A 13,042-nucleotide genomic window follows, 5' to 3' on the forward strand; every position below is an offset into this window, starting at 1 on the left:
GGCGGGGGAGGGTCGGGGAGGGGGCAGACGTAAGCTCCAGGGCCGTAAACCTCACGGCCGCGTCTGGCCATCGCCGCGCACGACATACTTGTAGCTGGTCAGCTGTTCCGCACCGACCGGGCCGCGGGCGTGGAACTTGTCGGTGGAGATGCCGATCTCGGCACCCATGCCGAACTCGCCGCCGTCGGCGAACTGGGTGCTGGCGTTCCACAGCACGATGCCGCTGTCGATGCGCTGCAGGAAACGCTCCGCCGCCGCCGGGTCCTCGGTCACGATGGCGTCGGTGTGGTGGGAGCCGTGACGGTTGATGTGGTCGATCGCCCCGTCCACCCCGTCCACCACGCCGCAGGCGATGATGGCGTCGAGATACTCGGTGTCCCAGTCCTCCGCCGTCACCGCCGTCACGCGCGGGTCGGCAGCCCGGGCGTCGTCGTCGCCGCGGACGGCGCAGCCGGCGTCGAGCAGGTCCTTCACCAGCACCGGCAGGACGGCGTCGGCGATCCTGCGGTCGACCAGCAGCGTCTCGGCGGCGCCGCAGATCGAGGTGCGGCGCATCTTGGCGTTCATCACCACCTTGCGCGCCTTCTCCGGGTCGGCCCCAGCGTCGACATAGACGGTGTTGTTGCCGTCGAGATGCTTGATGACCGGGATGCGGCTCTCCTCGGCGATGCGCTGGATCAGCGACTTGCCGCCGCGCGGGACGATCACGTCGATGTAGTCGCGCATGGTCAGCATGTGGCCGACCGCCGCCCGGTCCGTTGTGGGGACGAGCTGGATCGCCGCCTCCGGCAGCCCGGCGGCGCGCAAGCCATCGGCCAGGCAGGCGGCGATGGCACGGGACGAGCGGATGCTCTCCGACCCGCCGCGCAGGATCGCCGCGTTGCCCGACTTCAGGCAGAGGCCGCCGGCGTCGGCGGTGACGTTGGGGCGGCTCTCGTAGATGATGCCGATGACCCCCAGCGGCACGCGCACACGCTGGATGGCCAGCCCGTTGGGGCGGGTCCATTCGGCGATGACGCCGCCGATGGGATCGGGGAAGTCGGCGATGTCCTCCAGCCCCTTGGCCATCGCCTCGATGCGGGCGTCGTTGAGGGCAAGACGCTCGATCATGGGACCGGCGAGGCCGCGCTCCCGGGCGGCGGCAACGTCCGCGTCGTTGGCCGCCTGGATCTCCGCCTTGCGGGCGCGGATCGCGGCGGCCGCCGCCCGCAAGGCCTGATCCTTCGACGGGCTTGGCACGGTCGCCAGCTCCGCCGCGGCGGCGCGGGCGGCGCGGCCGAGGGCGAGCATCTGATCGTGCAAGGCGTCGGTGGTCTCAAGCAGGGCGGACATCGGTCTCACTCCAGTGGCGTTCGCCAAGCGGCATCGGCCGGTTGAAAAGGGCGGAAACCATAGCCCATCCCGCGCCGCCGCGAAAGCCATGGCGGCTAAGCCGAATTGCTGATCGGTCTACTCAACAATCCGCCTGGGCCGCGGTTGATTGCGGGCGTAGCGTGGCCCTCTGCGTCATCGGTGAGGGAGAACTCGATGGTCCGGCTTGTCCGCCGCGGCAGCGTCGCCGCGTGCCTGATGCTGTCCGGCATGATCGCGACCGCCGGGGCGGAGAGCCCGCCGGAATCGCCGGTGGAGCGGGGGCGCGCCCTGGTCAATGGCATCGTCGCCTGCGGCAACTGCCACACGCCGCAGGGGCCCAACGGTGCGGTCGCGGGACGGGAGCTGGCCGGCGGGACGCCCTTCGTCGAGGAGCCCTTCACCGCCTACGCCTCCAACATCACGCCGGACCCGGAAACGGGGATCGGGCGCTGGACCGACGAGCAGTTGATCGCCGCCATCCGCGAAGGCAGGCGCCCCGACGGCAGCCTGATCGGGCCGCCGATGCCCTTCGGCTTCTACCGCGGCCTGTCGGACGGCGACCTGCGCGCCATCGTCGCCTATCTGCGCAGCGTGCCGCCGGTGCGGCATTCTGTCCCGAAGTCCGAGTACCGCATGGCGTTGCCCGCCGCCTACGGACCGCCGGTCGGGTCGGTGGCGGAGGTGCCGCGTACGGACCCGGTGACGTACGGCGCGTACATGGCCGGTCCGCTCGGCCACTGCATGGAATGCCACACGCCGATGCTGCCGGACGGGCGGCTCGACATGACCCGCATGGGGGCCGGCGGGCGGAACTTCACCGGGCCGTGGGGCAACGCGGTGTCCCGCAACATCACGCAGGACAAGGAGCACGGGCTGGGCGGCTGGACCGACGCGGAGATCCGCAAGGCGATCACCGAGGGTGTACGTCCCGACGGCCACCGGCTGAGCCCGCCCATGGGCTATCACTATTACAAGTCCATGAGTGACGGCGAGTTGGGGGCCCTGGTCGCCTACCTCCGTACGCTTCCTCCGACCCGCTAGACCCCACCGGCCGTGCGTGAAATACCGCACCGCCGAAAACGCAATACCGTAAGCGTCGCCGAGAGGGCATAGTCCGCGGGCTTTTTCCACCCGCCGGACCGTGGCCCCATGCTGACCCTGCTGCTGATCGTCTCCGCCTTCTTCGCGGGCGTGCTCAACGCCGTGGCCGGTGGCGGCAGCTTCCTGACCTTCCCGGCGCTGATCATGGCGGGCGTGCCGCCGCTGAACGCCAACGCGACCAGCACGGTGGCGGTGTCGCCGGGCGCGCTGGCCAGTGCTTACGGCTACCGGCGGGAACTGGGGCGGATCAAGGAGGTCAGCCTGCCGGCCTTCCTCGGCGTCAGCCTGATCGGCGGTCTGCTGGGCGCGCTCCTCCTGCTGTGGACGCCGCAGCGCGTGTTCGAGGAGATCATCCCCTGGCTGCTGCTGTTCGCGACGGTGCTGTTCGCCTTCGGCCCGAAGGTGTCGGCCTACATCCGCCGCAACTTCAAGGTCGGCCACAACACCGTGCTGATCGTGCAGTTCTTCATCGCCATCTACGGCGGCTATTTCGGCGGGGGGATCGGCATCCTGATCCTGGCGACGCTGGGCGTCTTCGGCCTGACCGACTTGCACGCGATGAACGGGCTGAAGGCGCTGGTGTCCGGCTGCCTGAACGCGGTCGCGGTGGTGGCCTTCGCCTTCGGCGGCGCGGTCTATTGGAACGAAGCGCTGATCATGATGGCGGCTGCCGTGGCCGGCGGCTATGCCGGGGCCGCGGTCGCCCGCCACATCCCGCCGCCGATCCTGCGCAAGTTCGTGATCGTCGTGGGCGTGGCGATGACGGTCTATTTCTTCGTCACGAAGGGGTGAGGCGCCTTTCATCGCGCGGTTGATTAGGGAATAAATTCCTTGTATGCTCGGTGACGGACACGGAACACGTGCGACCGAATGGGGCTGGCCAGCGGGCCGGCCCTTTTTCTTTGGCGGATCGCACCGTCCCGCTTGCATGGCATTCGACAAGGATGGAGGGCTTTGGCAATGGGCGCGATCAACCCGATGAAGATTGAGGAAATGATCGGACTTGGCGATGAGGCCGATTTCCCGCCGCGGGATGCCGGAGCCGACGGAGTTGGTGATGCCGGCGGCGGTGATCCGCCAAAGGCGGCGGCGCCTCCTGCGGACGACCGGGGGCCGGTTTCGCAGCCGACCGGCAGCCCGGAGTCGGAGGGTCCGTCTCCGAAGTCCAGCGAGGACCCGTCCGACGATGCCGGGCCTTCCACCGACACGAAGAATGCTGCGAACGACGAAGAGTTCGACGCGGCGTCGATGCCGGCCACCGAGTCCGTTTCCGTTGACAAGGCCGACGGACTGCCAAATCCCGCGGACGCCTTGAATCACCTGATCGAGGACCCACGCTATCGGTCGGACCAGGAGTATGCCGATTACGTCACGCGCCAGTTCGAGCGGGTCTATGGGACCGACGGGGAAACCGACGCAACCGGACGTCTGATCGTCGATGGCGATTTCTCACGGTTCGAGCCGTTTGCGGACCGGTCCTCGGTTACGGATGACGACGCCGATGGAGTGGGCGCTGCATCCGGTTCCTCGGTGAGGGACACGGTGGAGCGGTCCGGTGCGCCGTCACGGGTCGAGTATGCCGACGAGATCGAGAACTGGCTGCGCGACCGCAGGATCGATGTGGCGGAGAATTCCAAGCCGAAGACGGCAACAGATGTCGTGACTGTGAATGAAAGCAAGAATCCGGACATTCCAGACTTGCCCTATTTCAAAGTCGAATATTTCAAGAAGCAGCCCGGAGCGTGGAGGAATTTCAACGAGGCCATCGCGCGGGTGCCGAACCTGTCGCCGAACCAACGGCTGATCTACGCGGAAATCTTCGCCATGGAAGGCGGAATGACGACGCATCCGGGGTCGGGAGCGGCAAGCGGGATCACGCAGGATATTCTGGATCGGGCGAAGGAGGATCTGCCGGGTCTCGAAAAGGTCCGGAAACCCGATCAACTGACGGTGGGGCAGCGCGCGGCGATTTACCCTTACTATTTCGACGATGTGCTGCGGACCGTCGGTGGCCGGAAAGCGCTGGACGAGATCGGAAACGACGAAGCGGCGGCGGCCTTCGCCGACACCCTGTTCCGGTTCGGCCGGAGCCGAGGAACGGAGATCATCCAGGATGCGATGAACCGGGTGTTTCGGGAGAATGGCTATCCTGAAATGCCGAAGGACGGGCAAATGGGGCCGGGGACCCTTGCCGCCTATTCTTACCTTGCAACGGATGAAAAATTGGCTGAACAGCTTTCCTATTCGCTTTTAGGGAGAAGAGCGAAACAGCTAGATGGCCAGAAGAATAAAGAAGAAGACAGATCGGGTTATTTCTCCTTTCCAAGAAAATAGCGCCGAGAGTTTAAATTTCAGTAAGGCGGTGAATACCACTCGTAGACGATCCATCGACCATCGCCGTCCTTCCGCAAGTTATAGGTCGTGCCCATCTTGATGGGGTCCTTGTAGGGTGGCGGGCAGCCGTAGCTCCAGCACGAGCGTTCGCTCAGGGTGATCTGAACATCGCCGGCCTTGCACGTCGCTTCCAGATCATCGTTGAGGCAGCGTCGCGGGATGTCCCGTGGCGTGAGCCGGCGCACTGCGACCACCCGGTAGAGCGTGGTCCCTTTGAACCGCCCTTCCATGTGTATGAAACGCCGTTCTCTTCCAGTGGCAAGTGTGCAGAGGGCGTTGATGCCGTGGTCGAAGCACGCGAGCAGGGTTTCCAACGTGCAGATGGGGCTGATCAACTGGCCGATGCAGCGGCTGCTCGACTCGGCGTCGGTGGGTCCCATCCGGTGCCAGCGGCTGGGCGGGTCCACAGGCGGCAGGTCCGGGTCCTTTCCCGCCGCCGGAAACGCCCATAAGGCGATGAGGACGGTGAGAAACGCGCGCGTCGCGGGGTGCGGCATGGTTCGGCAATCGAATGCAAGGGCGTGCATCCGGATCATGTCATGCCGTGGTTGCGGCGTCGCGTGCCGACCGGCAGCGCGTCAATCCGCCGCCATGCGCTCCGCGACGCCGCAGAGGCCGTCCCAGTCCAGCGCCGCCGGGTCCTCCACCACATGGTCGGCGGCCTCGAACAGCAGGTCGGCGTGCTGGGGCCAGGCGATGGTCAGCATGCCGGCGGCCCTGGCGGCGCGGGCGCCGGTCGGGCTGTCTTCGATCACCGCGCAGGCCGCGGGCGAGACGCCGAGGCGGGCGGCGGCGGTCAGGTAGGGCTCGGGGTCCGGCTTGCCCTTGCCCACGTCGTCGCGGCTGAGGCCGAACAGAAAATGCGGGCTGCCCATGTGGCGCAGGTTGGCCTCGACCACGCGGCGCCCGCTGTTCGACACGCAGGCCTGCCGCAGCCCCCGCTCCGCGAAGGCGTCGACCAGAGCCAGGGCGCCGGCCCGCGCCTCCACCTCGGCGATGCGCTCCAGATAGAGGTCGGTGATGGCGTCCGCCCATTCCCGGAAGGTCAGGGCCATCGGCCGGGCGGCGTGCAGCCGGGCGTACAGCTCGGGGAAGGCGACGCCCAGTGTGGCCGCGTAGTCCGTGTCGGACATAACATGGCCGTGCAGCCGGCAGACCGCGATGGTGGCGCGCTGGTGCCAGGGCTCGCTGTCGAGCAGCGTGCCGTCGATGTCCCACAGGATGGCCTGGAGGGGCGGGCGGGCCACGATCGGAACGCTCACCGCACCACCAGATCGTCGCGGTGGATCATCTCGTCGCGGCCGTGGTAGCCGAGGATCTCCTCGATCTCGTGGCTCTTGCGGCCGGCGATGCGGCGGGCGTCCTCGGCGGCGTAGGCGGTCAGGCCGCGCGCCACCTCGCGCCCGTCCGGCGCCTTGACCACCACCACGTCGCCGCGCTCGAAGTCGCCCTCGACGGCGCGCACCCCGGCGGGCAGCAGGCTGGCCCCGCGGGCAAGCGCCGACAGGGCGCCGGCGTCCACCGTCAGCGCGCCGTGGGCGTTCAGGTTGCCGCCGATCCACGCCTTGCGGGCGGAGGAGGGGGAGGCGGCGGGCAGGAACCATGTGCACAGGGCGCCGCCCTGCTCGGGCCGCTGTTCCAGCGCGGCCAGCGGGTTCATGCGCTTGCCCTTGGCGATGACCATGCGGCAGCCGGCGGCCAGCGCCACGCGCGCCGCGACGATCTTGGTCACCATGCCGCCGGAGCTGTAGCCGGGCGGCGGCTCGCCCGCCATGTTCTCGATGTCGGAGGTCAGTTCCTGGACGACCGGGATGTGCCGGGCCTCGGGGTCCTTGCGCGGGTCGGCGGTGTAGAGGCCGTCGATGTCCGACAGCAGGACCAGCGTGTCGGCGCTGATCATCTGGGCGACGCGGGCGGCCAGACGGTCGTTGTCGCCGAAGCGGATCTCCGCGGTGGCGACCGTGTCGTTCTCGTTGATGACCGGGACGGCGCCCAGCTTCAGCAGCGTGTCGATGGTGGCGCGGCCGTTGAGGTGGCGGCGGCGCTCCTCGGTGTCCTCCAGCGTCACCAGCACCTGGGCGACGGTCAGCCCGTGGCGGGCCAGCGTCTCCTGATAGGCGGCGGCGAGCCGGATCTGGCCGGTGGCGGCGGCGGCCTGCTTCTCCTCCAGCCGCAGGGCGCGCCCGACGAGGCCGAGATGCTCGCGCCCGCAGGCGACGGCGCCGGAGGTGACGATCACCACCTCCTGCCCGCGCTTGCGGCAGGCGGCCACGTCGTCGGCCAGCGCGTCCAGCCACTCGCGGCGCATCCGGCCGGTGGCGCTGTCGACGAGCAGGGCGGAGCCGATCTTGACGACCAGCCGCCGCGCGTCGAGCAGGGTGGGAAGCAGGAAGAGGGTCTCAGCCTTTGGCGTTGTCGTCGCCGTTGCCGCTGTGCTCGGTGTCGTCACCGTCATCGTCGCCTTCATCGTCCCAGTCATCCCCGTCCGAGTCGGAGTCGTCGTCCGCCTCTTCGGGGAGATCGTCGTACTCGCCCGTCTCCTCGTTCCAGCCCGCATACTCGTCGTCCATCTTCCGGCCGACCGGGGCCCGGGGGATGGAGCGCGTGACCGGAGCCTGGATGACGTCGGGCTCCTCTTCCTTGGACTGTTTGATGAGCGTGAGCAAGCGGTAAAGCACCGCCTGGACGCCCTGGCCGGTGGCGCCGGACAGAACCATCACCTCGGCACCCGACGCCGCCTCAAGCGCGGCCTTCTTCTCCGCGACTTCCTCGTCGAGCAGGGCGTCGGCCTTGTTCAGACCGATGATCTCCAGCTTGTCGGCGAGGTTGCCGCCATAGGCAACCAGCTCGTTGCGGATGGTGGTGTAGGACTGGACCACGTCCTCCGCCGTGCCGTCGATCAGGTGGAGCAGCACGCGGGTGCGCTCCACATGGCCGAGGAAGCGGTCGCCCAGCCCGTGCCCCTCGTGCGCGCCTTCGATCAGGCCGGGGATGTCGGCGATGACGAACTCCTCGTCACCCGCGCGGACGACGCCCAGGTTGGGGGCCAGCGTGGTGAAGGGGTAGTCGGCGATCTTCGGGCGCGCCGCGGTGGTCGCGGCCAGGAAGGTGGACTTGCCGGCGTTGGGCAGGCCGAGCAGGCCGGTGTCGGCGATCAGCTTCAGCCGCAGCCAGACCCAGCGCTCCTCGCCCGGCCAGCCGGGGTGCGACTTGCGCGGGGCGCGGTTGGTCGGGGTCTTGTAATGGGCGTTGCCGAAGCCGCCGTCGCCGCCCTTCAGGATGACGACGCGCTGGCCGGGCTCCGTCAGGTCGAGCAGAACGGTCTCCTGATCCTCGTCGAGGATCTGGGTGCCGACCGGCACGCGCAGGACCACGTCCTCGCCCCTGGCGCCGTTGCGGTTGGCGCCCATGCCGTGGTTGCCGCGCTGCGCCTTGAAATGCTGCTTGTAGCGGTAGTCGATCAGCGTGTTGAGGCCGTTCACGACCTCGATCACGACATCGCCACCACGGCCGCCGTTGCCGCCGTCCGGTCCGCCATATTCGATGAACTTCTCGCGGCGGAAAGCGATGGCGCCGGGGCCGCCGTCGCCGCTTTTCAGATACACCTTGGCTTGATCGAGGAACTTCATCGGGGACCGTGCCGGCCAATCTACCGTTTGCGCACCGTCCTCCAACCGAGGGAAGGGGGCGGTGACCACACCATCAAAAAAAGAAAATCGGGGGCCGGTTGCCCGAACCCCCGATCATCCCAACACACCGTACGGGCCGGACGAGATTACTCGGCCGCGACCGCCGGGACCTCGACCGCCTCGATGGCGACGTAGGTGCGCCCCTGGGCGCTGTGCTTGAAGGCCACCACGCCGTCCGTCTTGGCGAACAGGGTGTGGTCCTTGCCGATGCCGACGTTCTCACCGGGGTGGAACTTCGTGCCGCGCTGGCGCACGATGATGTTGCCGGCGACGACGTTCTCGCCACCGAAACGCTTCACGCCGAGGCGGCGGCCGGCGGAATCGCGGCCGTTGCGCGAAGAGCCGCCTGCTTTTTTATGGGCCATGGGGAGTTACTCCTGTGACTGGTCGGCGGCCGTTCAGGCGGCGCCGTTGATCCCGGTGATGCGCAGGACGGTCAGGTCCTGGCGGTGGCCGTTCTTACGGCGGTAGTTCTGGCGGCGCTTCTTCTTGAAGACGATGATCTTCGGACCGCGATCCTGGGCGACGATCTCGGCGGTCACAGCAGCGCCGGCAACCGTCGGGGTGCCAAGGGTGGTGCTGCCGCCGTCGCTGACCATCAGCACGTCGTTGAGCGTGATGGAAGCGCCGGCCTCGGCCTCGAGCTTCTCAACGCGGATCACGTCGCCATTGGCGACCTTGTACTGCTTGCCGCCGGTGCGGATCACTGCAAACATCGTCGTCACTGCCTATCTCAAAACAAACGGAAGGGCCGCTCGCCCACCGTTTGAGGTGCAAGCCCGTTCGTGAGAGCGGGGATTTAACCGATGGGCCACCGGGAGTCAACAGGCATGGTGGCATTTTCCCGTTCATTTTCCTGCAAACAAGGGCTTGCATCCCCAAAAGCTTTTGGGTAGGTTCCGCGCCACCCCGGAAACGGGGCAGCGGATGGGTGGCAGAGCGGTTGAATGCACCGCACTCGAAATGCGGCATACCCGCAAGGGTATCGGGAGTTCGAATCTCCCCCCATCCGCCACTCTCATTCGAGCGAACGCTCAGAAAAGGCCTTCCCCACCGGGAAGGCCTTTTCGTTTCCGCCTCACGTATCCTTGATCATCGCCAGCGCGGCCTCGAACAGGGCGCTGCCCGGTTCGGCGAAGCGGTCGACCACGCTGAAATGGTCGGCGCCCGGCTCCACGATCTCCCGCACCGCGTTGCCCTGCGCGGCCCAGGCCAGGGCGTAGTCGGCCTGCTGGCGGTGCATCGCGTCGGTCTCAAGGCCACCCAGCGCCGGCATCAGCAGCGGGGCAGGGGCGGGAACGGCGTGGATCGGGCTCAGCCGCCGCGCCGAGTCGGGATCGAGCCGAAGCTGCTCGTTCACCTCGAAGCCGAGCATCGGCTCCAGGTCGTAGAGGCCGCTGATCGGGATGCCGCCGGCCACGCGGTCGCGATTCTCCGAGACCAGCTTGGCCGTCAGATGGCCGCCCGCCGAATGGCCGGACACCACCACCCGACGCGGATCGCCGCCGAAGCTGGCCGCGTTGGCGAACACCCAGTCCAGCCCGGCCTGGGCGTGGCCGCACAGCTCGTCCATCGTCACGTCCGGGCACAGGCCGTAGCCGAGCAGGACGACCGCCACCCTGCGCTCCACATAGGGTGCTGCGATGAAGGAGTGCAGGTCCTTCGACAGGGCGCGCCAGTAGCCGCCGTGGATGAAGACCAGCACCGGTGTGCCCTCTCCGGCGGGGAAGACGTCGGCGCGCTGGCGGGGGTGCGGGCCGGTGGGAATGTCATAGCGCCCGCCGAGCCGGGCGCGCACCGCTTCGCTCTCCGCCTGCCAGCGGGCGAAATAGGCCGGGTGCTCCGGCACCAGCTTGCGGAAATTGTACTGGCGGTCGATCTCGGCGGCGGTCATGCCACCAAACAGGGCTTCAGACGCCAAGATAGCGCTCCTTCAGGGTGGGATCGGCGAGCAGGGCGGCGGAACTGCCGGACCACACCAGCCGCCCCTTCTCGATGACGTGATGGCGGTCGGCCAGGGCGGCGAGGGCGTGGACGTTCTTGTCCACCACCAGGATCGCCTGCCCCTCGTCCTTCAGGCGGGCGAGGCAGTCCCAGATCTCCTGGCGGACCAGCGGGGCCAGCCCCTCCGTCGCCTCGTCGAGGATCAGCAGCTTGGGGTTGGTCATCAGGGCGCGCCCGACGGCGAGCATCTGCTGCTCCCCGCCCGACAGGTTGCGGGCGAGGTTGCCGGCGCGCTCGGCCAGCCGGGGGAACAGGGCGTGGACCCGCTCCACCGTCCAGGGATCGCGCCGCGCGAAGCGGTTGGCGGCGGTGGCGATCAGGTTCTCGCGCACGGTCAGGGTGGGGAAGACCTGCCGCCCCTCCGGCACCAGGGCGATGCCGGCCCGCGCGATGCGGTGCGGCGGGCGCCCGGCAATCTCCGTGCCCTCGAAGGCGATGGAGCCACCGGTCGGTGCCACGAGGCCCATGATCGCCTTGATGGTTGTGGTCTTGCCCATGCCGTTGCGGCCCATCAGGGTCACCGCCTCTCCGGCGTCGACGGACAGCTCCATGCCGAACAGCGCTTGGCTGGAGCCGTAGGCGGCGGTCAGGTCGGCGACGCGCAGCATCAGACGACCTCCAGTTCGTCGCCGAGATAGGCCTCGCGCACCGCCGGGTCGTTGCGGATCTGCTCCGGGGTGCCGCTGGCGAGGTCCTTGCCGCGCACGAGAACGGTGATGCGGTCGGCCAGCGCGAAGACGGCGTCCATGTCGTGTTCGACCAGCAGGATCGTCACGCCGCCCTTCAGCTCTTGCAGCAGTTCAACCATGCGGGCGGAGTCCTCCGGCCCCATGCCGGCCATCGGCTCGTCGAGCAGGAGCAGCCGCGGCCCGGTGGCCAGGGCCATCGCCAGTTCGAGCTGCCGCTTCTCGCCATGGGCCAGCGCGTCGGCGCGGGTGTCGGCCCGCGAGCCCAGGCCGACCCGCTCCAGCACGGCGCGGGCGGGGTCGGCCAGCCGGCGGTCGCGCCCGGCGTCGCGCCAGAAGCGGAAGCTGTGCCCGGCGTGGGCCTGCACCGCCAGCGCCACGTTGTCGAGCGCCGTGAAGTTGGGGAAGATCGAGGTGATCTGGAAGCTGCGGGCCAGGCCGCGCTGTGCCCGCTTGTGCACGGGCAGGCGGGTCACGTCGCGCCCATCGAACAGGATGGTCCCGGAATCGGGGGTCAACTCCCCCGACAGCTGGCCGATCAGGGTGGTCTTGCCGGCCCCGTTCGGGCCGATCAGAGCGTGCAGTTCCCCCTCCGCGACGGACAGCGAGAGGCCATCGGTGGCGGCCAGACCGCCGAAGCGCTTGACCAGCGAGTCGGTGCTCAGCAGAGGGGTGCTCACGGGCGCCTCCCGGCGACAACGCCCCACAATCCTTTGCGGGCGTACAGCACCAGAAGGATCAGCACCGGCCCCAGCACGATCTTCCAATGCTCGCCCAGCCCGGCGTGGGCGAGGTCCATCAGCTCCGGCACGAACTCCTCCAGCAGCAGCAGCGCGGCGGCGCCCAGCACCGGCCCGATCAGCGTGCCGATGCCGCCCAGCACGACCATCACGATCAGGTCGCCCGAGCGGCTCCAATGCAGATATTGCGGCCCGACGAACATGGTGGCGTTGGCGAGCAGCGCCCCGGCCAGCCCGGCCAGCGCCCCGGCGATGACGAAGGCGACCAGCTTGTAGCGGGTGACCGGGTAGCCGAGCGCGGCCATCCGCCGCTCGTTGTCCTTGGCGCCGCGGATCACCCGCCCGAAGCGGGAGTTGACCAGCCGCCAACCCAGCGCCAGCGCCGCGACCAGAAGCCCCAGCACCACATAATAGAAGGTGGTGTGGTCGGCGATGTTCAGCGGGCCGGGCAGGGTGGAGCGGCTCCACAGCGCGATGCCGTCGTCCCCGCCATAGGCCTTCAGCCCGGTCATCAGGTAGAAAAGCATCTGGGCGAAGGCCAGCGTGATCATGATGAAGGGCACGCCGGTGGTGCGCAGCGAGATCGCCCCCACCGGCAGCGCCGCCAGCGCCCCGGCCAGCATGGCCAGCGGCCAGACGATCAGCCCGTTCACCGTGCCGGGAAGGCCGAACAGCGTCGATCCGTCCGACTGGTGGGCGAACAGGATGCCGACCGCGTAGCCGCCGATCCCGACGAAGGCGGCGTGGCCGAAGCTGACCATCCCCCCAAAGCCGAGGATCAGGTCGAGGCTGACCGCCGCCAGGGCGAAGACCAGGATGCGCGTCGCCAGCCGCACGTAGAAGGGTTCCCCCATCCAGTCGGCGATGGTGGGCAGGGCCAGCGCGACGGCCAGCAGGATCAGCAGGGCGATGCGGGGGCGGGAGAGCAGGGCGGTTCGGGGCGCGGTCGGGGGCATGGAAGGCCGGAAAAGAGGGGCGGTCAACCAATCGCCAAGCCAATCGGCAGGCCAATCGGTAGGCCCGTCTTTTCGCACAGATGGGCGGGCTTGAACACAAAAGGTCGCGCCGACAGCGG

Annotated in this window: 14 protein-coding genes and 1 tRNA gene; 4 read left to right on the plus strand and 11 right to left on the minus strand. The window is 68.6% G+C overall.

From position 1 onward, the window contains the following. Positions 1 to 51 precede the first annotated feature (51 nt). The gene (locus ABAZ39_RS02135; protein WP_038526260.1) at positions 52 to 1,332 is read right to left on the minus strand and encodes a glutamate-5-semialdehyde dehydrogenase; all 1,281 of its coding nucleotides are present in this window, start codon (positions 1,330 to 1,332) and stop codon (positions 52 to 54) included. Positions 1,333 to 1,527: 195 nt separating this feature from the next. On the opposite strand from ABAZ39_RS02135, the gene ABAZ39_RS02140 reads away from it, so the two are divergent. The 3 genes from ABAZ39_RS02140 to ABAZ39_RS02150 all read left to right on the plus strand — a co-directional run bounded on the left by ABAZ39_RS02140 (position 1,528) and on the right by ABAZ39_RS02150 (position 4,788). After that, the gene (locus ABAZ39_RS02140) at positions 1,528 to 2,394 is read left to right on the plus strand and encodes a c-type cytochrome (protein ID WP_038526263.1); all 867 of its coding nucleotides are present in this window, start codon (positions 1,528 to 1,530) and stop codon (positions 2,392 to 2,394) included. A 108-nt stretch (positions 2,395 to 2,502) separates the two neighbouring features. Further along, positions 2,503 to 3,246: a sulfite exporter TauE/SafE family protein gene (locus ABAZ39_RS02145; protein ID WP_038526266.1), complete on the plus strand. Its 744-nt coding sequence runs from the start codon at positions 2,503 to 2,505 to the stop codon at positions 3,244 to 3,246. Between the two features lie 168 nt (positions 3,247 to 3,414). Next, a complete protein-coding gene (locus ABAZ39_RS02150) occupies positions 3,415 to 4,788 on the plus strand; it encodes a lysozyme family protein (RefSeq protein ID WP_038526268.1) in 1,374 nt (457 codons plus the stop codon). 17 nt (positions 4,789 to 4,805) lie between these two features. On the opposite strand, the gene ABAZ39_RS02155 is transcribed toward ABAZ39_RS02150, so the two are convergent. The 6 genes from ABAZ39_RS02155 to rplU all read right to left on the minus strand — a co-directional run bounded on the left by ABAZ39_RS02155 (position 4,806) and on the right by rplU (position 9,253). Continuing rightward, on the minus strand, positions 4,806 to 5,375 hold the full coding sequence (locus ABAZ39_RS02155) for a hypothetical protein (RefSeq protein WP_144243446.1): 570 nt from the start codon (positions 5,373 to 5,375) through the stop codon (positions 4,806 to 4,808). Positions 5,376 to 5,426: 51 nt separating this feature from the next. Continuing rightward, positions 5,427 to 6,110, minus strand: a complete 684-nt coding sequence (locus ABAZ39_RS02160; RefSeq protein WP_051657751.1) for an HAD family hydrolase — start codon at positions 6,108 to 6,110, stop codon at positions 5,427 to 5,429. Further along, the gene (proB, locus tag ABAZ39_RS02165; protein ID WP_247881608.1) at positions 6,107 to 7,315 is read right to left on the minus strand and encodes a glutamate 5-kinase; all 1,209 of its coding nucleotides are present in this window, start codon (positions 7,313 to 7,315) and stop codon (positions 6,107 to 6,109) included. The genes ABAZ39_RS02160 and proB overlap by 4 nt, the downstream gene beginning before the upstream one ends. Continuing rightward, a complete protein-coding gene (obgE, locus tag ABAZ39_RS02170; protein ID WP_014239457.1) occupies positions 7,248 to 8,477 on the minus strand; it encodes a GTPase ObgE in 1,230 nt (409 codons plus the stop codon). Before obgE ends, proB begins: the two co-directional genes overlap by 68 nt. Positions 8,478 to 8,623: 146 nt before the next feature. Next, positions 8,624 to 8,902 (minus strand): 50S ribosomal protein L27, encoded by a 279-nt coding sequence (rpmA, locus tag ABAZ39_RS02175; protein ID WP_038526273.1) that lies wholly within the window; start codon positions 8,900 to 8,902, stop codon positions 8,624 to 8,626. Between the two features lie 33 nt (positions 8,903 to 8,935). Next, positions 8,936 to 9,253: a 50S ribosomal protein L21 gene (gene rplU, locus ABAZ39_RS02180; RefSeq protein WP_014239459.1), complete on the minus strand. Its 318-nt coding sequence runs from the start codon at positions 9,251 to 9,253 to the stop codon at positions 8,936 to 8,938. A gap of 209 nt (positions 9,254 to 9,462) precedes the next feature. Here rplU and ABAZ39_RS02185 point away from each other — a divergent pair. After that, positions 9,463 to 9,552, plus strand: a tRNA-Ser gene (locus ABAZ39_RS02185). A gap of 63 nt (positions 9,553 to 9,615) precedes the next feature. Here the strand turns inward: ABAZ39_RS02185 and ABAZ39_RS02190 are convergent. The 4 genes from ABAZ39_RS02190 to ABAZ39_RS02205 are packed head-to-tail and all read right to left on the minus strand — an operon-like array spanning position 9,616 to position 12,923. Beyond that, positions 9,616 to 10,458: an alpha/beta hydrolase gene (locus ABAZ39_RS02190; protein WP_144243447.1), complete on the minus strand. Its 843-nt coding sequence runs from the start codon at positions 10,456 to 10,458 to the stop codon at positions 9,616 to 9,618. Next, a complete protein-coding gene (locus ABAZ39_RS02195) occupies positions 10,448 to 11,149 on the minus strand; it encodes an ABC transporter ATP-binding protein (protein ID WP_038526278.1) in 702 nt (233 codons plus the stop codon). The genes ABAZ39_RS02190 and ABAZ39_RS02195 overlap by 11 nt, the downstream gene beginning before the upstream one ends. Further along, the gene (locus tag ABAZ39_RS02200; RefSeq protein ID WP_038526281.1) at positions 11,149 to 11,907 is read right to left on the minus strand and encodes an ABC transporter ATP-binding protein; all 759 of its coding nucleotides are present in this window, start codon (positions 11,905 to 11,907) and stop codon (positions 11,149 to 11,151) included. Before ABAZ39_RS02200 ends, ABAZ39_RS02195 begins: the two co-directional genes overlap by 1 nt. Next, a complete protein-coding gene (locus tag ABAZ39_RS02205) occupies positions 11,904 to 12,923 on the minus strand; it encodes a branched-chain amino acid ABC transporter permease (RefSeq protein WP_051657752.1) in 1,020 nt (339 codons plus the stop codon). The genes ABAZ39_RS02200 and ABAZ39_RS02205 overlap by 4 nt, the downstream gene beginning before the upstream one ends. Positions 12,924 to 13,042 lie beyond the last annotated feature (119 nt).

Origin of the sequence: Azospirillum argentinense, assembly GCF_000632475.1 — a bacterium.
GTDB classification, from domain to species: Bacteria; Pseudomonadota; Alphaproteobacteria; order Azospirillales; family Azospirillaceae; genus Azospirillum; species Azospirillum baldaniorum.

What these genes read in the sequence shown, in the direction of transcription:
- ABAZ39_RS02150 (WP_038526268.1), top strand. Translation starts at nt 3,415, where the DNA reads ATGGGCGCGATCAACCCGATGAAGATTGAGGAAATGATCGGACTTGGC.
- ABAZ39_RS02195 (WP_038526278.1), bottom strand. Translation starts at nt 11,149, where the DNA reads ATGCTGCGCGTCGCCGACCTGACCGCCGCCTACGGCTCCAGCCAAGCG.
- proB (WP_247881608.1), bottom strand. Translation starts at nt 7,315, where the DNA reads ATGAAGGCGACGATGACGGTGACGACACCGAGCACAGCGGCAACGGCG.
- ABAZ39_RS02135 (WP_038526260.1), bottom strand. Translation starts at nt 1,332, where the DNA reads ATGTCCGCCCTGCTTGAGACCACCGACGCCTTGCACGATCAGATGCTC.
- obgE (WP_014239457.1), bottom strand. Translation starts at nt 8,477, where the DNA reads ATGAAGTTCCTCGATCAAGCCAAGGTGTATCTGAAAAGCGGCGACGGC.
- rpmA (WP_038526273.1), bottom strand. Translation starts at nt 8,902, where the DNA reads ATGGCCCATAAAAAAGCAGGCGGCTCTTCGCGCAACGGCCGCGATTCC.
- ABAZ39_RS02155 (WP_144243446.1), bottom strand. Translation starts at nt 5,375, where the DNA reads ATGCACGCCCTTGCATTCGATTGCCGAACCATGCCGCACCCCGCGACG.
- ABAZ39_RS02205 (WP_051657752.1), bottom strand. Translation starts at nt 12,923, where the DNA reads ATGCCCCCGACCGCGCCCCGAACCGCCCTGCTCTCCCGCCCCCGCATC.
- ABAZ39_RS02145 (WP_038526266.1), top strand. Translation starts at nt 2,503, where the DNA reads ATGCTGACCCTGCTGCTGATCGTCTCCGCCTTCTTCGCGGGCGTGCTC.
- ABAZ39_RS02140 (WP_038526263.1), top strand. Translation starts at nt 1,528, where the DNA reads ATGGTCCGGCTTGTCCGCCGCGGCAGCGTCGCCGCGTGCCTGATGCTG.
- rplU (WP_014239459.1), bottom strand. Translation starts at nt 9,253, where the DNA reads ATGTTTGCAGTGATCCGCACCGGCGGCAAGCAGTACAAGGTCGCCAAT.